This is a genomic window from Pseudomonas sp. NY8896, assembly GCF_039634505.1.
The window spans coordinates 3,922,239-3,942,822 of record NZ_CP132350.1; the positions used below are offsets into that span (position 1 = coordinate 3,922,239).

15 protein-coding genes are annotated in these 20,584 nt (G+C 62.4%); 10 read left to right on the top strand and 5 right to left on the bottom strand.

Annotation, left to right across the window (positions count from 1 at the left end):
- Positions 1 to 2 precede the first annotated feature (2 nt).
- Positions 3 to 1,193, top strand: a complete 1,191-nt coding sequence (locus Q9451_RS17575; RefSeq protein WP_012272157.1) for a type II secretion system F family protein — start codon at positions 3 to 5, stop codon at positions 1,191 to 1,193.
- Here the strand turns inward: Q9451_RS17575 and Q9451_RS17580 are convergent.
- Together Q9451_RS17580 and Q9451_RS17585 are read right to left on the bottom strand one after the other, a co-directional pair.
- Positions 1,187 to 2,494 (bottom strand): LLM class flavin-dependent oxidoreductase, encoded by a 1,308-nt coding sequence (locus Q9451_RS17580; RefSeq protein ID WP_012272156.1) that lies wholly within the window; start codon positions 2,492 to 2,494, stop codon positions 1,187 to 1,189. The genes Q9451_RS17575 and Q9451_RS17580 overlap by 7 nt on opposite strands.
- A 27-nt stretch (positions 2,495 to 2,521) precedes the next feature.
- Positions 2,522 to 3,457 carry an ABC transporter substrate-binding protein gene (locus tag Q9451_RS17585; protein ID WP_012272155.1) on the bottom strand — a complete coding sequence of 312 codons (936 nt, stop codon included), beginning with the start codon at positions 3,455 to 3,457 and terminating at the stop codon, positions 2,522 to 2,524.
- Positions 3,458 to 3,651: 194 nt separating this feature from the next.
- Between Q9451_RS17585 and Q9451_RS17590 the strand changes: the two genes are divergently transcribed.
- The 5 genes from Q9451_RS17590 to Q9451_RS17610 all read left to right on the top strand — a co-directional run bounded on the left by Q9451_RS17590 (position 3,652) and on the right by Q9451_RS17610 (position 11,846).
- Positions 3,652 to 4,260 (top strand): cysteine dioxygenase, encoded by a 609-nt coding sequence (locus Q9451_RS17590; RefSeq protein WP_012272154.1) that lies wholly within the window; start codon positions 3,652 to 3,654, stop codon positions 4,258 to 4,260.
- Positions 4,257 to 5,843, top strand: coding sequence for a rhodanese-related sulfurtransferase (locus Q9451_RS17595; protein WP_012272153.1), 1,587 nt, complete (start codon positions 4,257 to 4,259; stop codon positions 5,841 to 5,843). Before Q9451_RS17590 ends, Q9451_RS17595 begins: the two co-directional genes overlap by 4 nt.
- A gap of 157 nt (positions 5,844 to 6,000) precedes the next feature.
- Complete coding sequence (gene mexE, locus Q9451_RS17600; RefSeq protein ID WP_012272152.1) at positions 6,001 to 7,242, top strand: multidrug efflux RND transporter periplasmic adaptor subunit MexE; 1,242 nt, start codon at positions 6,001 to 6,003, stop codon at positions 7,240 to 7,242.
- A gap of 12 nt (positions 7,243 to 7,254) precedes the next feature.
- The gene (locus Q9451_RS17605; RefSeq protein WP_012272151.1) at positions 7,255 to 10,434 is read left to right on the top strand and encodes an efflux RND transporter permease subunit; all 3,180 of its coding nucleotides are present in this window, start codon (positions 7,255 to 7,257) and stop codon (positions 10,432 to 10,434) included.
- Complete coding sequence (locus tag Q9451_RS17610; RefSeq protein WP_012272150.1) at positions 10,431 to 11,846, top strand: TolC family protein; 1,416 nt, start codon at positions 10,431 to 10,433, stop codon at positions 11,844 to 11,846. The genes Q9451_RS17605 and Q9451_RS17610 overlap by 4 nt, the downstream gene beginning before the upstream one ends.
- 119 nt (positions 11,847 to 11,965) lie before the next feature.
- Here the strand turns inward: Q9451_RS17610 and Q9451_RS17615 are convergent, their stop codons facing one another.
- Positions 11,966 to 12,553 (bottom strand): TetR/AcrR family transcriptional regulator, encoded by a 588-nt coding sequence (locus tag Q9451_RS17615; protein WP_012272149.1) that lies wholly within the window; start codon positions 12,551 to 12,553, stop codon positions 11,966 to 11,968.
- 136 nt (positions 12,554 to 12,689) lie between these two features.
- On the opposite strand from Q9451_RS17615, the gene Q9451_RS17620 reads away from it, so the two are divergent.
- Together Q9451_RS17620 and Q9451_RS17625 are read left to right on the top strand one after the other, a co-directional pair.
- Complete coding sequence (locus tag Q9451_RS17620) at positions 12,690 to 13,745, top strand: HEAT repeat domain-containing protein (protein WP_012272148.1); 1,056 nt, start codon at positions 12,690 to 12,692, stop codon at positions 13,743 to 13,745.
- 80 nt (positions 13,746 to 13,825) lie between these two features.
- Positions 13,826 to 15,442, top strand: a complete 1,617-nt coding sequence (locus tag Q9451_RS17625) for a response regulator (protein ID WP_012272147.1) — start codon at positions 13,826 to 13,828, stop codon at positions 15,440 to 15,442.
- Between the two features lie 6 nt (positions 15,443 to 15,448).
- On the opposite strand, the gene Q9451_RS17630 is transcribed toward Q9451_RS17625, so the two are convergent.
- Positions 15,449 to 17,572 (bottom strand): ATP-binding protein, encoded by a 2,124-nt coding sequence (locus Q9451_RS17630; RefSeq protein WP_012272146.1) that lies wholly within the window; start codon positions 17,570 to 17,572, stop codon positions 15,449 to 15,451.
- A 90-nt stretch (positions 17,573 to 17,662) separates the two neighbouring features.
- Between Q9451_RS17630 and Q9451_RS17635 the strand changes: the two genes are divergently transcribed.
- Together Q9451_RS17635 and Q9451_RS17640 are read left to right on the top strand one after the other, a co-directional pair.
- Positions 17,663 to 18,349 carry a type 1 glutamine amidotransferase domain-containing protein gene (locus Q9451_RS17635; RefSeq protein WP_012272145.1) on the top strand — a complete coding sequence of 229 codons (687 nt, stop codon included), beginning with the start codon at positions 17,663 to 17,665 and terminating at the stop codon, positions 18,347 to 18,349.
- A 133-nt stretch (positions 18,350 to 18,482) separates the two neighbouring features.
- Positions 18,483 to 19,289: a CSS-motif domain-containing protein gene (locus Q9451_RS17640; protein ID WP_012272144.1), complete on the top strand. Its 807-nt coding sequence runs from the start codon at positions 18,483 to 18,485 to the stop codon at positions 19,287 to 19,289.
- A gap of 24 nt (positions 19,290 to 19,313) precedes the next feature.
- Here the strand turns inward: Q9451_RS17640 and hppD are convergent, their stop codons facing one another.
- Positions 19,314 to 20,390 carry a 4-hydroxyphenylpyruvate dioxygenase gene (gene hppD, locus Q9451_RS17645; protein WP_012272143.1) on the bottom strand — a complete coding sequence of 359 codons (1,077 nt, stop codon included), beginning with the start codon at positions 20,388 to 20,390 and terminating at the stop codon, positions 19,314 to 19,316.
- Positions 20,391 to 20,584 lie beyond the last annotated feature (194 nt).

The window sequence follows — 20,584 nt, forward strand, 5'->3', positions numbered from 1 at the left end:
CCATGCGCTACAGCCTCAAGGCCCTGGGCAGGCAGGGCGTGGTGCAGTTGCAGATCGACGCCGAAGACGCCGAGCAGGCTCGCCGCCAGGCCGAAGACCAGGGCCTGCGCGTGCTCAGCCTGCGCGGCAGCGGCGGCTCCTTGCGTGGTATGGCCTGGCGCCGCGAAGCGGCGTTTGACCTGGTGCTGTTCAGCCAGGAATTGTCGACCCTGCTCAATGCCGGCCTGCCGCTGATCGACGCACTGGAAAGCCTGGCAGAGAAGGCCCCTTCGCCTGCAACGCGCAAGGTGCTGGCCGAACTGGTACGCCAGTTGTACGAAGGCCGCTCGCTGTCCCAGGCCCTGGGCCAGCAACCCCGTGTATTCCCGCCGCTGTATGTAGCGCTGGTGCAGTCCAGCGAGCGCACCGGCGCGCTGGGTGACGCCCTCGCCCGCTACATCAGCTACCGCCAACGCCTGGACCTTGTGCGGCAGAAACTGGTCGGTGCCTCGGTCTACCCGTTGTTGCTGTTGCTGGTGGGAGGCGGCGTGGTGCTGTTCCTGCTCGGCTACGTGGTGCCGCGCTTCAGCCAGGTATTCGAAGGCATGGGCACCGAGCTGCCCTGGCTATCACGGGTGCTGATGCAGATCGGCCTGTTCCTGCATGCCCAGCAATTGCCCCTGGCGCTGGGCACCGTCGGCGGGGTCACGGCGCTTTGGCTGTTGCGGCGTCATCCGCGTGTACGGCATTGGGCCTCCTGCCAGTTACGGCGCCTGCCAGCACTGCACCAGCGTCTGATGATGTACGAGCTGGCGCGCTTCTATCGCTCGCTGGGCATACTGCTGCAAGGCGGTATTCCCATCCTCACCGCCATGGGCATGGCCCGCGGCCTGCTCGGCAGCGCAGCAGCGCAGGGCCTGGCGCAAGCCAGCCAGCGGGTGGGCGAAGGGCTGCCCCTGTCCGATGCACTGGAGGCCGGGCACCTGGTTACACCGGTATCGCTGCGCCTGCTGCGGGCCGGCGAGCAGTCGGGCAACCTGGGCGAGATGCTGGAACGCTGCGCCGACTTCCATGACCAGGAAATCGGCCGCTGGGTGGAATGGTTCGTCAAACTGTTCGAACCCCTGCTGATGACCTTCATCGGCTTGCTGATCGGCCTGATCGTGATCCTCATGTACATGCCGATCTTCGAGCTGGCCTCGAGCATTCACTGAAGCGCCAGGCCTAGGCTTTCGCGCAGTGTGGTGCCTTCATAAGCAGTGCGGTATACCCCGCGTTCTTGCAGCAAGGGCACTACTTCCTGGGTAAGCCGGCGGAACTGCCCTGGGTGGCCGATGTAGATGTTGAAGCCATCCAGCGCCCGCGCCTCGAACCATTCGGCCATCTTTGCCGCGACTGTTTCAGCCGAACCGACGAAAGCGCCCGGGCGCAGCTTACGCCCGTACTCCACCGCCTGTCGCAGGCTAAAGCCCTGCTCCCGTGCCTGGTCGGCGATGCGCTTGGCGTTGGTGAAAAAGCTGCTGCGCGCCTGTTCCAGGCTTTCTTGTGGGAAGGGTGCGTCAAGGTCGTACTGGCTGAAGTCATGCCAACCAAAATTGCGCCCGAACTCCTTGAGGGCCAGTTCGAAGCTGTGATCCTGCTGGTGGTAATGACGCTCGATCTCGCGGGCGTGTTCGTCGGTGTCGCCCACGTAGACCTCGGCGCCGGGCAAAACCAGCAATTGGTCCGGGTCGCGGCCTAACCGCGCCGCACGGCCTTTCACATCGCGGTAAAACGCCTGCCCCTGCTCGATGCTGGCGGCATGGGTGAAGATGACATCCGCCGTGGCGGCCCCCAGCTCGCGGCCTTGCTGCGAGTCCCCGGCCTGGAAGATCACCGGCTGGCCTTGGGGTGAACGCTGGATATTCAAAGGCCCAACGACCGAGAAGTGCTCGCCCTTGTGGTTCAGCGCGTGCATACGGCCAGGGTCGAGAAACTGCCCGGTTGCGCGGTTGCGCGGGAACGCGCCGTCCTCATAGGACCGCCACAGGCCCTGCACCACCGCTACATGCTCCTGAGCCCGGGCGTAACGGGTGTCGTAGTCGTAATGCTCGTCTCGGCCATAGTTGCCAGCAGTGCCGGCGTCACCGCTGGTCACCACGTTCCAGCCGGCGCGGCCTTTGCTGATCAGGTCCAGCGAGGCCAGGCGGCGGGCGACGTTGAAGGGTTCGTTGTAGGAAGTGGTCAGGGTGCCGACCAGGCCGATATTGCGGGTGGTCACCGCCAGTGCCGAGAGCAGGGTCAGCGGCTCCAGGCGGTTGAGGTAGTGGGACGGTGAGCCGGGGGTGATGTACTGGCTGTCGACGATGAACATCAGGTCGAACAACGCCGCCTCGGCCTGGCGGGCGATATCGATGTACCAGTCGATATTGACGCTGGCATCGGCCGGTAGCTCCGGGTCCAGCCACAGGTTGTGCCGGCCGGGGCCGCCACAGCCCATGGTCAGGGCGCCGAGTTTGATTTTGCGGGTGGTCATGGTCATTCCTCGCAAGCGCAGGTGAAATCAATGCTCGAACGCTGGCGCGAACGAGGTATCGAACAGGCTCGCCGCCGGGTATCCCTTGATCAGCCCCAGCCCGGCAAAGAAGTCCACGGTTTTCTGCGCATCCACGATCACCTGCGGGTTCAGCGGTGCCACATCGGTGCGCGCACGGGCAAACCAGGCACGGGCAATATCGCGGTCGGCGCGGGTGCGCTTGGCCCAGGCATCGGCATAGGCTTCGGTATGCGCCGGGTCGCTCAAGGTCCAGTCACGGGCCTTTTTCAGGCGCTGGAGAAAATCGCTGATCTGCGCCCGCTTGGCCTCTACCGCCTTGGCGTTGGCCACCACGAAGCTCTGTGCCGGGATCAGCCCTTCGGCCGTGGCCAGCACCCGCGCCCCTTGGCGCTCCTGTTGGGTGACGTAAGGCTCCCAGGTGGCGATTACGTCCACCGAGCCACCATCCAGGGCATGCGAGGCGTCCAGGGCACTGAGGTAGCGCAGCTCCAGGGCATCACGCGGCACGGCAGCCTTGTCCAGCGCGCTGAACAGCAACTGCTGGCTCCACGAGCCCTTCCAGATCGCTGCGCGCTTGCCGCGCAAGTCTTCGAGGCTGTGAATGTTCGAGTCCTTGCGTGCCAGGATGGCCACGCCATCGAGGTTCTGCCGGCTGACCGCGATCACCTTGATCGGCGCGCCCAATGCCCCGAGGAACAACGGCGGCGCATCGCCCAGCAAGCCGATGTCCAGGCTGCCCACATTCAGCGCCTCGGCCACCGGCGAACCGGCGGTAAATTGCTTCCATTCGAGGGTATACGGCAGGTCTTCGAGCACACCGGCTGCTTCCATCACGGCACGGGCATTGAAGCTCTGGTCGCCGACCACCAGGGTTTGTGCAGCGGCGGCCAGGCTTAGGGAGCTGGCCAGCACACCGGCGGCCAATTGCTTGAGGTATCGCACGTTCGTCTCCAGGTACCGTCGGGTACATAAGGCCGATCCGCGCGTGCGGTCTCGTAGGTTGTACGTTCATTTGAAAACAGATCGGGGCAATCTGTAAATGCATTTTATGCATATTAGCTTATGCATATTTTTACTTTTGAGAATATTTAGCGCATTTGCTAGGGTTAAGCAAAACCGCCAGCCGAGCCTAAACCATGAGCCAACCCCTACGCTTCGAGCGCTTGCGACACTTCATCGACGCCCTTTCGCAACTGCTGGACCGGGAAACCGACGAAGCCACACTCCTCGACCAAGGTCAGGGCCTGCTGCGCAGCCTGGTCGCGCATGACGACTGGCTACCAGAGGCATTGGCGCAGCCAGATCCAGCCCGCTATCAGCAATATCTGCTGCACTGCGATTCGCGCCAGCGCTTTTCCATCGTCAGTTTCGTCTGGGGGCCCGGCCAGCAGACGCCGATTCACGACCACCGGGTATGGGGCCTGATCGGCATGCTGCGTGGCGCCGAATACTCGCAAGGCTTCACCCGTAGCGAACAGGGCGCCTTGCTGCCGGCGGGCGAGCCTGTGCGCATCGATCCTGGCCACGTCGAGGCTGTTTCGCCCCGTATCGGCGATATCCACCAGGTCAGCAATGCCTTCGGTGACCGGGTGTCGATCAGTATTCACGTGTACGGCGCCAACATTGGCGCCGTCAGCCGGGCGGTTTACCTGCCCGATGGCACCGAAAAAGCGTTCATTTCCGGCTACTCCAACCACCTTCTGCCCAACATCTGGGACTTGTCCAAAGAGAACCCTGCCCCATGAGCACCGTTGCCACCCGTTCCTATCACGCCATTCGCCAAGCCCTGCTGGCCCATGAAGAACTGGCACTGATCGATGTGCGCGAGGAAGACCCGTTCGCCCAAGCACACCCACTGTTCGCCGCCAACCTCCCATTGTCGAAACTGGAGCTGGAAATTTTCGCCCGCGTGCCCCGCCGTGACACCCCCCTCACGGTGTATGACGACGGCGAAGGGCTGGTTGCTCTGGCGGCCGAACGCCTGGTGGCACTGGGCTACAGCGATGTTGCAGTGCTCGAAGGTGGCCTGGCCGGCTGGCGCGCAGCCGGTGGCGAGCTGTTCCGTGACGTCAATGTGCCGAGCAAGGCCTTTGGCGAGCTGGTCGAAAGCGTGCGCCACACCCCATCGCTGGCGGCCGAACACGTGCAAGCGCTGCTGGACGCCAAAGCCGATGTGGTGGTGCTCGACGCCCGCCGCTTCGACGAATACCAGACCATGAGCATTCCTGGAGGCATCAGCGTGCCGGGCGCCGAGCTGGTGCTACGGGTTGCCGAACTGGCGCCCAGCCCCGCCACCCAAGTCATCGTCAACTGCGCCGGGCGCACCCGCAGCATCATCGGCACCCAGTCGCTGGTCAACGCCGGCATCCCCAACCCCGTGGCCGCCCTGCGCAACGGCACCATCGGCTGGACCCTGGCCGGGCAAACCCTGGCTCACGGCCAGGAGCGCCGTTTTGCAGCGGTCAGCGATACCACCCGCATCGACGCCGCTCAGCGTGCACGCCATGTAGCCGACCGTGCCGGTGTGCTGCGCCTGACGCGCGAAACGCTGGCCACCTGGCAGGCCGATAGCCGCCGTACTACCTACCTGTTCGATGTGCGCACGCCTGAGGAATACGCCCATGGCCACCTACCGGCCAGCCGCAGTGTGCCAGGCGGGCAACTGGTGCAGGAAACCGACCATGTCGCCAGCGTGCGCGGGGCGCGCATCGTGCTGGTGGATGACGATGGCGTACGGGCCAACATGAGCGCCTCGTGGCTGGCGCAAATGGGCTGGCAGGTAGGGGTGCTCGATGGTCTGTCGGTGGCGGACTTCAGCGAGACCGGCGATTGGCAGGCACCGCAGCCTGCACTACCCGCAGTCACCGAAATCGGCGTCGAGCAACTGCATGACTGGCTGCAAGCGCCAGGCACCGTGCTGCTGGACTTCACCAGCAGTGCCAACTACGTCAAACGCCACATTCCAGGCGCCCATTGGGCGATCCGTGCGCAATTACCGCAGGTGCTGGAGCAGTTGCCGGTTGCCGAGCGCTATGTGCTGACCTGCGGCAGCAGCCTGCTGGCACGCTTTGCGGCGGTAGACTTGCAAGCACTTACGCAAACCCCGGTGTATGTACTGGACGGCGGTACTGCGCGCTGGATTGCGGCAGGCAAACCCTTGGACAGTGGCGAAACCCACCTGGCGGTTGCGCGAACCGACCGCTATCGCCGGCCTTATGAAGGCACTGATAACCCACGCGAAGCCATGCAGGGATATCTGGATTGGGAGTTCGGGTTGATTGCCCAACTGGAGCGCGATGGCACCCATGGGTTCAGCGTATTGAGCTGAGATTGCCGGGGCGCTCTGCGCCCCAACCATGCCCGCCATCGATGATTGATCCGCACATATCATTCAGCGTGATAATAACCTTCGTCTCGTTCGATTCGTGCCTCACGCGCAACACACTCACACTCCGCCCACTACTAATACATTGGCGGAGTTCTCCATGGAACAATCACTCAAACCCTTGCGCTTTCCCCTCGCTGCCCTGGCAGTGGTGGTGATCAGCGCTTGCGGTCGAACCCCCGACGCCGTGCAGGCTCCCGCCGCGCCGAAAGTCACCGTTGCCAAGGTGATCGAACAACCGATCAACGAATGGGACGAGTTCACCGGCCGCCTCGAAGCACCGGAAACCGTAGAGGTGCGCCCACGGGTCTCCGGCCAGATCGACCAGGTAGCCTTCACTGAAGGCGCCCAGGTCAAGAAAGGCGACCTGCTGTTCCAGATCGACCCACGCCCGTTCCAGGCAGAAGTCCGCCGCCTCGAAGCGCAGTTGCAACAAGCCAAGGCCACCGCCATCCGCAGCGCCAACGAGGCCCGCCGTGGCGAGCGTCTGCGTGACAGCAATGCCATTTCCGCCGAACTGGCCGAATCGCGCAGCAGCGCCGCCGCCGAAGCCCGCGCCGGGGTCGATGCGATCCAGGCTCAACTCGACCTGGCACGCCTGAACCTCAGCTTCACCCGCGTCACCGCACCCATCAGCGGCCGCGTCAGCCGCGCCCAGTTCACCGCAGGCAACATCGTCAGCGCCGATGTCACCCCGCTGACCAGCGTGGTGTCCACCGACAAGGTCTATGCCTACTTCGACGCCGACGAGCGCGTTTACCTCAAGTACACCCAGCTGGCCCGCGAAGGCCAGCGTGGCCAGAGCACCCCGGTGTACCTGGGCCTGACCAGCGAAACCGGCAACCCGCACTTGGGCCAGATGAACTTCGTCGACAACCAGGTCAACCCGCGCACCGGCACCATCCGTGGCCGTGCGGTGTTCGACAACAGCGACGGCCAGTTCACCCCTGGGCTGTATGCGCGTCTGAAGCTGGTCGGCAGCGCCCAGTACGACGCCGTACTGATCAACGACGAAGCCGTAGGCACCGACCTTGGCAAGAAGTTCGTACTGGTCATGGACAAGGACAACAAGGCCGCCTACCGCGCCGTGGAGCTGGGGCCGAAGCTGGAAGGCCTGCGCATCGTGCGCAGCGGCCTTGGCAAGGACGACCGCATCGTGGTCAAGGGCCTGCAGCGCGTGCGCCCTGGCTCGCCGGTCACCCCAGAAGAAACGCCAATGGCCAGCGAACAGACCCTCGCCGCCCTCGCTCAGCAGCGCCAGGCCCTGGAGGCCAGCAACCCGGCGCCGAAGGTGGCGGGCAACAACGTGAAAGTCGCCAGCGCCCAGGCGCCACGCGGTTAAGGGAACCTACCGATGAACTTCTCGAAATTCTTCATTACCCGGCCGATCTTCGCCGCGGTGCTGTCGCTGGTGCTGCTGATTGCGGGTTCCATCTCGCTGTTCCAGCTGCCGATCAGCGAATACCCCGAAGTGGTGCCACCCACCGTGGTGGTGCGCGCCAACTTCCCCGGTGCCAACCCCAAGGTCATTGGCGAAACCGTTGCCGCGCCGCTGGAGCAGGCCATTACCGGTGTGGAGAACATGCTGTACATGTCCTCCCAGTCCACTGCTGACGGCAAGCTGACGCTGACCATCACCTTCGCCCTGGGGACCGACCTGGACAACGCTCAGGTGCAGGTGCAGAACCGCGTCACGCGTACCCAGCCCAAACTGCCCGAGGAAGTGACCCGTATCGGTATCACCGTCGACAAGGCCTCGCCCGACCTGACCATGGTCGTGCACCTGACCTCGCCGGATAACCGCTACGACATGCTTTACCTGTCCAACTACGCCATCCTCAACATCAAGGACGAGTTGGCGCGTCTGGGTGGTGTAGGCGACGTGCAGCTGTTTGGCATGGGCGACTACTCGCTACGCGTGTGGCTGGACCCGAACAAGACCGCTTCGCGCAACCTGACTGCCAGTGATGTAGTGGCCGCGATCCGCGAGCAGAACCGCCAGGTAGCCGCTGGCCAGCTGGGCGCCCCGCCCGCCCCCGGCTCCACCAGCTTCCAGCTGTCGATCAACACCCAAGGCCGTCTGGTCAATGAGGAAGAGTTCGAAAACATCATCATCCGCGCCGGTGCCGATGGCGAAATTACCCGCCTCAAAGACATCGCCCGGGTCGAACTTGGCTCCAGCCAGTACGCCTTGCGCTCGCTGCTGAACAACCAGCCGGCGGTGGCCATCCCGATCTTCCAGCGCCCAGGCTCCAACGCCATCGAGATCTCCGACGAAGTACGGGCGAAAATGGCCGAGCTGAAGAAGGACTTCCCGGAAGGGATGGACTACAGCATCGTCTATGACCCGACCATCTTCGTGCGCGGCTCCATCGAAGCAGTGGTGCACACCCTGTTCGAAGCCCTGGTGCTGGTCGTGCTGGTGGTGATCCTGTTCCTGCAGACCTGGCGCGCTTCGATCATCCCGCTGCTGGCAGTACCGGTGTCGCTGATCGGTACGTTTGCGGTGATGCACCTGTTCGGCTTCTCGCTCAACGCGCTGTCGTTATTCGGGCTGGTGCTCGCCATCGGTATTGTGGTGGACGACGCCATCGTCGTGGTGGAGAACGTCGAGCGTAATATCGGGCTCGGCCTGAAACCGCTGGAAGCCACGCAAAAGGCCATGAGCGAAGTGACCGGGCCAATCATCGCCACCGCGCTGGTGTTGTGCGCGGTGTTCGTGCCGGCCGCGTTCATCTCTGGCCTTACCGGGCAGTTCTACAAGCAGTTCGCCTTGACTATCGCCATTTCCACTGTGATCTCGGCGTTCAACTCGCTGACCTTGTCGCCGGCCCTGGCTGCCGTGCTGCTGAAGGACCACCATGCACCCAAGGACCGTTTCTCGCGGTTCCTCGACAAACTGCTGGGCAGTTGGCTGTTCGCCCCGTTCAACCGTTTCTTCGACCGTGCCAGCCACCGCTACGTCGGCGGCGTGCGCCGAGTCATTCGCTCCAGCGGCATCGCCCTGTTCGTGTATGCCGGCCTGATGGGCCTGACCTACCTCGGCTTCTCGTCCACCCCGACCGGTTTCGTGCCGGCCCAGGACAAGCAGTACCTGGTAGCCTTCGCCCAACTGCCGGACGCCGCCAGCCTCGACCGTACCGAGGCGGTGATCAAGCGCATGAGCGAAATCGCCCTGAAACAACCTGGCGTTGCCGACTCGGTGGCGTTCCCAGGCTTGTCGATCAACGGTTTCACCAACAGCCCGAACAGCGGCATCGTGTTCACCCCGCTCAAGCCGTTTGATGAGCGCAAGGACCCGAGCCAGTCGGCGGCAGCCATTGCAGCCGCGCTGAATGCCCAATTCGCCGACATCCAGGACGCTTACATCGCCATCTTCCCACCGCCGCCGGTACAGGGCCTGGGCACGATTGGCGGCTTCCGCCTGCAAATCGAAGACCGTGGCAACCTGGGTTACGAAGCGCTGTACAAGGAAACCCAGAACATCATCGCCAAGAGCCACAACGTACCCGAGCTGGCAGGCCTGTTCACCAGCTACCAGGTCAACGTGCCGCAGGTCGATGCCGCCATCGACCGGGAAAAGGCCAAGACCCACGGTGTGGCGATCACAGACATCTTCGACACCCTGCAGGTTTACCTGGGCTCGCTGTACACCAACGACTTCAACCGTTTTGGCCGCACCTATCAGGTCAACGTCCAGGCCGAGCAACAGTTCCGCCTCGATGCCGAGCAGATCGGCCAGTTGAAGGTGCGCAACAACCTGGGCGAGATGATCCCGCTGGCGACCTTCCTCAAGGTCAGCGATACCTCCGGGCCAGACCGCGTCATGCACTACAACGGTTTCATCACAGCCGAAATCAACGGGGCCGCAGCGCCGGGCTACAGCTCTGGCCAGGCCGAAGCCGCCATCGAGAAGCTGCTGAAAGAGGAACTGCCCAACGGCATGACCTTCGAGTGGACCGACCTGACTTACCAGCAGATTCTCTCGGGCAATACTGCACTGCTGGTGTTCCCGCTGTGCGTACTGCTGGCGTTCCTGGTACTGGCTGCCCAGTACGAAAGCTGGAGCTTGCCGCTGGCGGTGATCCTGATCGTACCGATGACCCTGCTGTCGGCCATCACCGGTGTGATCGTGTCGGGTGGCGACAACAACATCTTCACCCAGATCGGCCTGATCGTACTGGTGGGCCTGGCGTGCAAGAACGCGATTCTGATCGTCGAGTTCGCCAAGGATGAACAGGCCAAGGGCCTCGACCCGCTGGCTGCGGTGCTGGAAGCCTGCCGCCTGCGCCTGCGGCCGATCCTCATGACGTCGATCGCCTTCATCATGGGTGTGGTGCCGCTGGTGTTCAGCTCCGGTGCAGGTTCCGAAATGCGCCATGCCATGGGTGTGGCGGTGTTCTCGGGGATGATCGGGGTGACCGTGTTCGGCCTGTTCCTGACCCCGGTGTTCTTCTTCCTGATCCGCCGTTTCGTCGAGCGTCGCCAGGCCCGCAAGGCCGAACGCGTTCAAGTGCTGGAGAACCATGCATGAACCTGCTCAAACCCCTGACCCCAAGCCTGCTGGCACTGGCCCTGGCGGCCTGTGCGGTAGGCCCGGACTACCAGGCCCCCGCTACCGAGCCTGCGCAGCTGGCCAGCGATGTGCAGGCCAAGGCCTACGACCGAAGCCGCTTCGAGAGCCTGTGGTGGAAGCAGTTCGACGACCCGGTGCTGAACCAGCTGGTGCAGGCTTCGCTGGACGGCAACCGTGATTTGCGCGTGGCCTTCGCCCGCCTGAAGTCGGCCCGCTCGATCCGTGAAGACGCTGAGAACGATCAGTTCCCGGTGGTCACCAGCCGCGCCAGCAGCGACATCGGCAAGGGCCAGATCCCAGGCCAGACCACCCAGCGGGTGAACAGCGAGCGCTACGACCTGGGCCTGGACATGGCCTGGGAGCTTGACCTGTTCGGCCGCATCCAGCGCCAGATCGAAGCCAGCGAAGCCCAGGAAGCGGTAGCCGCCGCCGACCTGCAGCAGTTGCAAGTCAGCCTGATCGCCGAACTGGTCGATGCCTACGGGCAATTGCGCGGTGCCCAGTTACGCGAAAAAATCGCCCTGGCCAACCTCAAGACCCAGCAGGAATCGCGCACTATCACCGAAACCCTGCGCGATGCCGGCGTGGGCAACGACCTTGACGTGGTGCGTGCCGATGCGCGCCTGGCCGGGGTCGAAGCCACCGTGCCGCAACTGCAGGCCGAACAGGCACGGGCGCGGCACCGCATCGCCACCCTGCTCGGCCAACGCCCTGACGCGCTCAGCGTAGACCTGTCGCCCAAAGCCCTGCCGGCCATCGCCAAGGCGCTGCCGGTGGGTGACCCGGGTGAGTTGCTGCGCCGCCGCCCGGACATCCGCAGCGCCGAACGCCAGCTGGCGGCCGCCACCGCCAACGTGGGCGTGGCCACCGCCGACCTGTTCCCGCGGGTCAGCCTCAGCGGCTTCCTCGGCTTTACCGCCGCGCGCGGCTCGCAGATCGGCTCCTCGGCGGCCAACGCCTGGGCGCTGGGCCCGAGCATTACCTGGGCGGCCTTCGACCTGGGCAGCGTGCGGGCCCGCCTGCGCGGCGCCAAGGCCGATGCCGAAGGGGCATTGGCCAACTACGAGCAGCAAGTACTGCTGGCCCTGGAAGAGTCGGCCAACGCCTTCAGCGATTACGACAAAACCCAGCAACGGCTGTTGTCGCTGATGCGTCAGAGCGACGCCAGCCGCAAGGCGGCGGAGCTGGCCTCGATTCGCTATCGCGAGGGTACGGTGGATTACCTGGTACTGCTCGATGCCGAGCGCGAACGGCTGAGCGCTGAAGATGCACAGGCCCAGGGTGAGGTTGAGCTCTACCGCGGCATCGTCTCGATCTACAAGGCCCTGGGCGGTGGCTGGCAACCGGAGACCGTTGCCAGCGCCCGCTGACCCCCGTTTCAACGACTCCTTTGGTTGGTTCCTCCCCCAACCGTTTGCCCCGCAGGCCTTGGCCCGCGGGGCTTTTTTATGCCCGACAGCATCGGGGGCCGAGGCTCGGTACGCAGCGCTCAGGCCTTGTTCAACACGCCCCGCAACAGCAACTCCAGTGCGTTCAAACCCTTCAACAGCCGGCCTTGGCCGTCTTCCCCCTGTGCAATCCAGCAGGCGGCTTCCGCCAGGCTCCCGTAAATCAACGATGCCAACGCCTGTGGGTCGGCTTCGGCAATGACGCCCTGCTGCATGAGGTCTGCGATCAACCGTTGCATCGACGCAATGCACTGCCGTTGCGAACCCGGCGAAGCCCCGCCGAGCACCGCTTTGGCGTCACGCAACACAATGCGCTGAATCTCCGGCTCCAAGGCCATTTCCAGGTAAACCCGACAACGTTGGCGAAAGCCCTCCCAGGCATCTTCGGCCGCCTCCGAAATTGCTTGCAGGCGCTGGTCCATCTCGGCGTCGATCTGCTCCACCACCGCAGTCAACAAGCCTTGCTTGTCACCAAAATGATGATAAAGCGCCCCTCGAGTCAGCCCCGCCTGTGCGGTGAGGTCATCCATGGAGGTGTCCGCATAACCCAGCGCAGTGAAGCACTGGCGGGCGGTTGCCAACAGCGTGGCGCGGGTTTCTTCCATCTCGGCACGGGTGCGGCGAACCATGTGTCTCTCCTTACATACGCAATGCATGTAATGTCACCACGTAGGCCTGGCCCGTGGCAAGCAGCCTGTTCGGTTCGGTTGCAATTACCCCCCAGCTGGCCCAAGCTCTGCCCTTCCCGCCGCCACGGATCGTCAGATGCCCAGACGCAACCGCTACCTGATCGCCCTACTGTCGTCGATTGTGGTATTGGCCCTGTTCGGCTACCTGTGGCGTGATGCCCCACCCGCGCAGCCTACCTTGCCGGCACACAGCTACACCAAGGCGCTACGCCAGGCACACGACGGTCAGCCTGGAGCAGCACGGGTGCTGTACCAGCAATTGCAACGTAACGACCTGCCCGCCATCCGCCGTGCGGCGCTGTACACAGAGTTGCCCAACTACCCCTCGCCGCAGGCATTGAAACTCGCCAGCCAGGACCTGGAGCATGGCGACCCGCTGGTGCGTCGTGCGGCCATTGCGGGTATCCGTCGCCTGCTGCCGGCGGCGCAGCGCAGCCTGGTACTCGGCCCGCTGCTGGACGACGACGACCAAAGCGTGCGCTTTGCCGCCGTGGATGCCCTGCTAGGCCTCGATCCCGACGCCATCGGCCTGTACTTCGGCCCGCTTCAGGCAGCCCTTGAGCAATACCAGCAAGCCCTGGAACAGCAACCCGAGGATGCCGACGCGCAGGTGCACCTGGCGCGCCTGTACCTGCATGAAAACGACTACACCCAGGCCTCCACAGCACTGCAACGCGCGCTGGCGGTTGACCCCGGCAACCTCGACGCGCTGGCCACTCAAGTGCGCCTGCTGGAACGCCAGGGCCATCACGACGCCTCACGCCAAGTACTGGGCAAAGCCTTGACGTTGAGCCCTGACTCGGCCTTTCTGCAGTACGAACTCGGGCTTTGGCTGAACCGCCACGAGCAGCGCGAATATGCCTTGCTGGCCCTTTCCCGCGCCGTCGAACTTGACCCGGACAACACAGACTATCGCTATACGCTGGCGGTTACCCTGCACGAACTGGAGCAACTCGATGCCGCGCAGAAGCAACTGGAAACCGTGCTCAATCGGCAACCCGCCAATCGTCGGGCGCGGGTATTGCTGATTCAGTACTGGAAAGAATCCGGCCAACTGCAGAATGTGCAGGTACTGCTGGCCGAACTGGAACGCCAGAACCCGGACGATCCCGTATTGCAACAGGGCCTGTAGGCCATTCCTGATTTATTGTTGAACCCCGTGCCAGTGCCCGGGGTCCAGTGGATAACAGGCCACCCTACAGGAGAGCCGTTTTGGCCAGTTCGTTGACGCTGGATCAACGTGCGTTGATTCTGGCACCCCCGCCGTTGGCGGCGGACACCTCGAACCTGCTCGCTCGCGCCGGCATCGAAAGCCTGTGTGCGGTCGACATGGCCAACCTGCAGGCGCGCCTGGCCGAAGGCGCAGGTTTGGCGATCATTGCCGAACAAGTGTTCAGCCATGGCCCATGCGAGTCGCTGCAAGCCTATATTGACCAGCAACCAAGCTGGTCGGACCTGCCCATCGTACTGGTGACCCAGGGCGCCTGGTCAGCCACTGGCGCGACTAATCACCCCGTGGGCAACCTGGCATTGCTGATTGCGCCCTTCGAACACGCCCAGCTGTTGCACATGACCCAGTCCGCACTGCGCAACCGCCGCAGGCAATACCTGATACGTGACCAGCTCCATGGCCTGCAGCAGCGCCTGGACACCCAGCTTGAGCCGCCAAACGAAGAACAGCAGCACAGCGAATTCTCCCGTTACCAAGTACGCAAGATGGAAGCCATCGGCCAATTGGCCGGCGGCGTCGCCCATGACTTCAACAATTTGCTCACCAGCATTGGTGGCAGCTTCGAACTGATCGAGCGGCGCCTGTACCAAGGCCGCAGCGACGGCCTGGACGGCGTGCTGAGCATGGGCCGCGAGGCTGTAGCACGCGCCGCCCGCCTGACACACCGCCTGCTGGCATTCTCTTCCCGACAATCGCTGCATAACGAACGAATCGACCTGCATACACTTCTGCAGGCAAAGCGCCTCAAGGCTCGGGTGAGCCCGGCGGTAGCCCTGCAGGTGCAGGTTGCCAAAGGGCTCTGGCCTGTGGAGGCAGACGACGAGCAGCTGCACGAAGCCCTGGACAACCTGCTGCTCAATGCCTGCGAGGCCATGCCCAGTGGTGGTCTACTGCGCATCGAGGCGAGCAATCAATACATCGCCACCGAGCAATTCGCCGACGGCGCTCTGCGCGAGGGCGATTATGTGCGCCTGCGGATCATCGACGACGGCCAGGGCATGGCACAAAGCACACTGGAGCACGCCTTCGAGCCGTTCTTCAGCACCAAGGCGACCGGCCAGGGGATCGGGCTCGGCTTGTCGATGGTGTACGGCTTCAGCAAGCAATCCCACGGGCATGTCACGCTGCACAGCGAGCTTGGCCAAGGCACCCAGGTAGAACTGTACCTGCCCCGCCATCGCGGTGAAGCTCGGCGAGTGTCCAGCCCAACGCCTCCCAAACAAGGCGATTGTAGCCGGCATGTCTTGGTGGTCGAAGATGACCCTGATGTGCGCCATCTGCTGTGCCAGGCTCTGCGCGACGACGGCTTCCCCTGCCACAGCGCCGCCAATGCCAACGAGGGTTTGAAAGTTTTACGCTCGGCACAAGCGGTAGACTTGCTGGTCAGCGATGTTGGCTTGCCCGGCATGAATGGCCGGCAACTGGCCGAAATTGCTCGCAGCCTGCGACCGCACTTGCCAGTGCTATTCATCACCGGCTATGCGGAGACAGCCATGGCCCGTGAGGGCTTCCTGGGCACGGGCATGCACCTGATCTGCAAACCGTTCGAACTGAAGCAGTTGCAGGCCCAAGTGACGCAGATTCTTGGCAAGCCCTGAAGCGCCCTACTCATCAAGCACGCGTATCGCTTCGTCGGCAAGGTCCGCCAGCGAGAACGGTTTATTCATTAACGCCGTGCCCGGCTGGCCGAGCAGTTGCGCTTCAATCGGCTGATCCGCATAGCCTGTGATAAACAGAATCTTCTGCTGTTCAAGTTGCATGCGCATGGCCTTGGCCACTTGCCGACCACTGAAACCACCCGGCAGGCCGATGTCGGTGATTACCAAATCGAAGGGGCCGCCATGGCGGAAGCGGTCCAGCGCAGTATTGGCATCGCCCACGTCGGTCACGTTGAAACCACGCTCAGTCAGGTATTCGCGCATCACCGCGCGCAAGTTAAGCTCATCATCGACCAACAGCAGGCGCTCGCCTCTTGCCATACGCTGCGGACGCGGTGCCGGCGTGACCTCGTCCGGTACCGGCTCATGGCACCGAGGGAAAAGCATGGAAACCTTGGTGCCCTTTCCCTGGGTCGACTCGATCCAGGCATACCCGCCCGACTGGCCGACAAAGCCATAAACCATCGACAAACCAAGGCCGGACCCACGCCCGACGGGTTTGGTGGTGAAGAACGGTTCAAATGCCCTGGGGATATCTACCGCCGCCATGCCATGGCCATCGTCCTCGACATGCAAAGCCACGTAGTCGCCTGGGGGCAAGCCACCCTCATCCGGGAAAAAGGCAGTCAGCCGTTCGTTGACGCTGCTGATGGTGACATTGCCTTGCGCCAGGCATGCCTCACGGGCATTGGCGCACAAATTGATCAGCGCATTTTCAAGCTGGCGCACGTCCAAGTTCACCGCCCAGTGCGCAACATCCAGTTGCCAGTGCAAACGCATCTCTGCCCCCAGCGCCTGCAATAACAGCGGCTCGCTCTGACGTAACTGCCGATTGAAATTCAGCGGTCCAGGTGCCAACGGCTGATGGCGAGAAAACGCAAGCAAGCGATGAGTCAGTTCCATCGCACGCTGCACTGAGTCACGCGCGACCTCCACATAAGCCTCCACTCGCTCCAGGCGCCCGTCCTGCAGGCGCCGCTGCAGCAATTCGAGGCTGCCACCAATACCGGACAGCAAGTTGTTCATTTCATGGCCCATGCCACCCGCCAACTGGCCTACCACCTCCATACGCTCGCTGCTGCGCATCAGCGCCTCGGACTGACGTGCAGCCTCTTCGCGCTCTGCGGTAATGTCCCGGCCAACCACGTTCAGAAGGCTGCCATCAAACCGCGCACTCCAGCAAAACCAGTGGTAGTGACCATCGCGGTGGCGCAGACGGGTCTCGATCTGTTCCGCATGACTGTCTTGCAGTAGCCCCGACACTGCCACTTGCACTTCGACACGATCGGCGGGGTGAACCAGCTCCAGTATCGGTATGTCCTGCACCTGTTCTTGAGGCCACCCCAAAATGCGGTGCCAGGCCGGGTTGGCGGCATGCAGTTTCAGTTCCGGGGTAATCGTCATTATGGCGTCGCGCGACAGCTGCCAGAACTGCTCGCGCTCGGCCACATGGCGCTCGACCTGCCGTTCAAATCCCTGCGCCTGCTCACGCCAGTGACGGTGCGCCTCGACGCTGGCCGTGGTTTCGATCACCGTATGCAGAAACCCGGCCACGTTACCGAGTTCATCATGCAGGGGGGCATAACCGAACGCGCACCATAGCGGCTCGGCGCCTTCGCCCCGGACGATTCGCAGGGGTGGGTCCTCGACGAAACTCGAGCGCCCCTCAAGTACGTTGAACACCCAAGGCCCCACTGCTGGCCAGACATCATGCCAAAGGGCATCGAACGTCTTACCCAGCGCATCATGGGTAACAGCCCGCAGCGCCCGATAGCCATCGTTGTGCACCACACAGAGGTCAGGCCCCCAGACCACCGCACACGGGAACGGCGACAAGTGCATCATGTCTACAGCAATGCGCAATGAAGCCGGCCAGCGCGGCAATGGCCCGAGCGAGGTATGCCCCCACTCGAACTGGGCGATGCGTTCCCCCATCGGCTTGATCGATGACGAAACAAGCGACTGCCGTATAGCCTGCGGTACAGGCTCGCGTGGCGTACCGTTTGCGACCAATGTCGTGGCTCCAGCTGTGAATTCATTCAACTTAGCACAGCATGCATCGCACACCATGACGCCCTGGCTGGTGGCAGCTATGCTCATTAGGTTTTTCCTCGGGCCAGGGAGCAACGGCCCATTCAGGTTGCCGACGGGAGCGTGGTCATGAGCAAGAAAATACTGGTAGTACTGACCAATACAGCCAAGTATCCGACGCTGAGTCGGGCGACCGGGCTGTGGCTGGGCGAAGCGGTGCACTTTGTCGAGAAGGTCGAAAAGGCCGGCTACACGGTCGATTATGTCAGCCCACAGGGCGGCTACATCCCCATCGACCCACACAGCCTGCAGATGGCCCCCGACCTGGACTGGCAATGGTATGACGACAAGGGCTTCATGAATCGCCTGGGCAGCACCTTTAGCCCTGGCCAGGTAAAGGCCGAAGAATACAGCGTCATCTACTACACAGGCGGGCACGGAGTGATGTATGACTTTGCCGAAAACCAACCGCTGCAGGAGCTGGCACGCAAGGTCTACGAAAATGGCGGCATTGTTGCCGCAGTGTGCCACGGTGTGGTCGGCCTGCTGAACATCAAGCTCAGCGACAATAGCCTGCTGCTGAAAGATCGGAAGGTAACCGGCTTTTCCAATATCGAGGAAAAACTGGTCGAGTTGGACAACGTGGTGCCATTCCTGACAGAAAACGAGTTGGGTGGCCGTGGCGGCGTGTACAGCAAGCATGACGATCCATGGAAGCCATACGTGGTCGATGATGGTCGACTGATCACCGGGCAGAACCCTGCCTCTACCGCGCTGCTCGCCGAAAAAGTCCTCGCGAAACTCCAGGGCAAGTAAAACCTTACATTAACCTTGTAGGTTTCCTATCGAGCAGACTGCACGCGGACTACAGCAGGCAGCTCATTGAAAACATAGGCTCAAGGCTCAGCTGTTCAACGCGAACAGCTTCGGGCCGGAGAACCCTTGTCCTATGTTGAAAATCTTGCACGCCGGGCGCCGCATGCGGGAGCTGCTGCTACTCACCACTGTGGGCCTTGTACCTGTGATTTCCGGTTTGCTGGTAATGATTGTTCAACTGGAAATGAAACTTGCGGAAAACGCGAACATCTCGGTTCGGGAAGCGGTGTTCAGCATCGATCAGGCGCTGAACAGGCTGAGCGAGGCTGCCCATCGCGCATTGCCACTTGCCGGCAAGCCCTGCGAAAACGTCAGAAGCGCTTTACAGGACCAGGTTGTCAGCCGCTCCATGCTCAGGTCATTGACCTTGGTGGAGGACAATGAAGCTTACTGCAGCAGCGCTTCAGGCTCAATGGACTACTTGTCGTCCTTGACGCTGTCGGGCCAACAGGTCGAACTGTCTTATGGGCAACCCGACAACCGCCGCAAACTGCTGGTCAACTTCTACCTGCAAAGCAATGGCGTCGGCGTAATCGTGACCGCGTATGCCTCACAGCTGCGCAATGAACTGGATGCTTTTCAGGATGGGCTGACACTGGTAGTGGAGTTCGACGATCGCTATATCTGGAGCAAGGGTGATAGCCGTGACGCACAGCCCCCCTCGCAGTCCGAGTTCTTGGCCAACGCCTTGTCGGCCAAGTATGGATACAGAATCAAAGGCGGCTATGCACAGGGTTTCACCGCCCAGGAAATACGCCAGTCCATGCTGCAGATCCTGCCATCGTTGATGTTGGTGGGGATCGCGACCAGCTTGATCGTGTATCTGGGCCTGTTCAGGACCCGCTCCTGCAAGCCTGAGAGCGCCGCCAACAACCCATGAAGGCAGGCGCTACCCAGAGCGGCATCAGTCGGTGCTCAGTACACCACGGCGAACTTGGTCCCGTTCGATGGATTCGAACAATGCCTTGAAGTTGCCTTCACCAAAACCGTCGTCACCTTTGCGCTGGATGAACTCGAAGAACACCGGCCCAAGCAAGGTTTCCGAGAAAATCTGCAGCAGCAGGCGCTTGTCGCCGGGCTGCGAGGCGCCATCGAGAAGGATGCCACGCGCTTGCAGTTGATCGACCGGCTCGCCGTGACCAGGCAGGCGCTCTTCGAGCATTTCGTAGTAGGTTTGCGGTGGCGCGGTCATGAAGCGCATACCGAAGCCCTTCAGGGCATCCCAGGTCTTGAGCAGGTCATCAGTCAGGAAGGCCACGTGCTGGATGCCTTCGCCGTTGAACTGCATCAGGAACTCTTCGATCTGCCCGGCACCCTTGGAGGACTCTTCGTTGAGCGGGATGCGGATCATGCCATCAGGAGCGGTCATGGCCTTGGACGTCAGGCCGGTGTACTCACCCTTGATATCGAAGTAACGGATTTCACGGAAGTTGAACAGCTTCTCGTAGAAGCCGGCCCAGTAGGCCATGCGTCCGCGGTAGACGTTGTGGGTGAGGTGGTCGATGATTTTCAGGCCGGCGCCCACCGGGTTGCGATCCACGCCTTCGATGAAGTTGAAGTCGATGTCGTAGATCGAGCTGCCTTCCTCGAAACGGTCGATCAGGTAAAGCGGTGCGCCACCAATACCCTTGATCGCTGGCAGACGCAGTTCCATCGGGCCGGTTTCGATTTCCACCGGCTGGGCGCCCAATTCGAGGGCACGGGCATAGGCTTCATGGGCATTGCGTACACGGAATGCCATACCACAGACAGACGGGCCGTGCTCAGCCGCGAAATACGAGGCGATGCTCTTGGGCTCGTTGTTCAAAATCAGATTGATGCCACCCTGACGGTAGAGGTGTACATCCTTGGAGCGGTGGGTAGCCACCTTGGTGAAACCCAGTATCTGGAAGACCGGCTCAAGTACGCCAGGGGTCGGCGAAGCCAGTTCGATGAATTCGAAGCCCATCAGGCCCATTGGATTGTCGAAGATATCAGCCATGTTCGTGTCCTCATCTGCAGCGAAATATTATTGATTGCGTGGGATGCGGAACAAAAACGGCGGTGAGCACGGGATGCCCCGCACGCTGCGAGCGAGGAAGCCACCTATGATCAGCTTGAACCCATGGTATGTCATATGGACCCATTCTCGGCGGGCTTGATCCTTCGGAAATGAAGGACCTTATTGTTGTATTC

Excerpts from the sequence above, each read along its gene's own strand:
- Q9451_RS17620 (WP_012272148.1), top strand. The coding sequence starts at position 12,690 with ATGCCCAGACGCAACCGCTACCTGATCGCCCTACTGTCGTCGATTGTG.
- Q9451_RS17615 (WP_012272149.1), bottom strand. The coding sequence starts at position 12,553 with ATGGTTCGCCGCACCCGTGCCGAGATGGAAGAAACCCGCGCCACGCTG.
- Q9451_RS17640 (WP_012272144.1), top strand. The coding sequence starts at position 18,483 with ATGTTGAAAATCTTGCACGCCGGGCGCCGCATGCGGGAGCTGCTGCTA.
- Q9451_RS17630 (WP_012272146.1), bottom strand. The coding sequence starts at position 17,572 with ATGGTGTGCGATGCATGCTGTGCTAAGTTGAATGAATTCACAGCTGGA.
- Q9451_RS17580 (WP_012272156.1), bottom strand. The coding sequence starts at position 2,494 with ATGACCACCCGCAAAATCAAACTCGGCGCCCTGACCATGGGCTGTGGC.
- Q9451_RS17590 (WP_012272154.1), top strand. The coding sequence starts at position 3,652 with ATGAGCCAACCCCTACGCTTCGAGCGCTTGCGACACTTCATCGACGCC.
- Q9451_RS17575 (WP_012272157.1), top strand. The coding sequence starts at position 3 with ATGCGCTACAGCCTCAAGGCCCTGGGCAGGCAGGGCGTGGTGCAGTTG.
- mexE (WP_012272152.1), top strand. The coding sequence starts at position 6,001 with ATGGAACAATCACTCAAACCCTTGCGCTTTCCCCTCGCTGCCCTGGCA.
- Q9451_RS17610 (WP_012272150.1), top strand. The coding sequence starts at position 10,431 with ATGAACCTGCTCAAACCCCTGACCCCAAGCCTGCTGGCACTGGCCCTG.
- Q9451_RS17605 (WP_012272151.1), top strand. The coding sequence starts at position 7,255 with ATGAACTTCTCGAAATTCTTCATTACCCGGCCGATCTTCGCCGCGGTG.
- Q9451_RS17595 (WP_012272153.1), top strand. The coding sequence starts at position 4,257 with ATGAGCACCGTTGCCACCCGTTCCTATCACGCCATTCGCCAAGCCCTG.
- Q9451_RS17635 (WP_012272145.1), top strand. The coding sequence starts at position 17,663 with ATGAGCAAGAAAATACTGGTAGTACTGACCAATACAGCCAAGTATCCG.
- hppD (WP_012272143.1), bottom strand. The coding sequence starts at position 20,390 with ATGGCTGATATCTTCGACAATCCAATGGGCCTGATGGGCTTCGAATTC.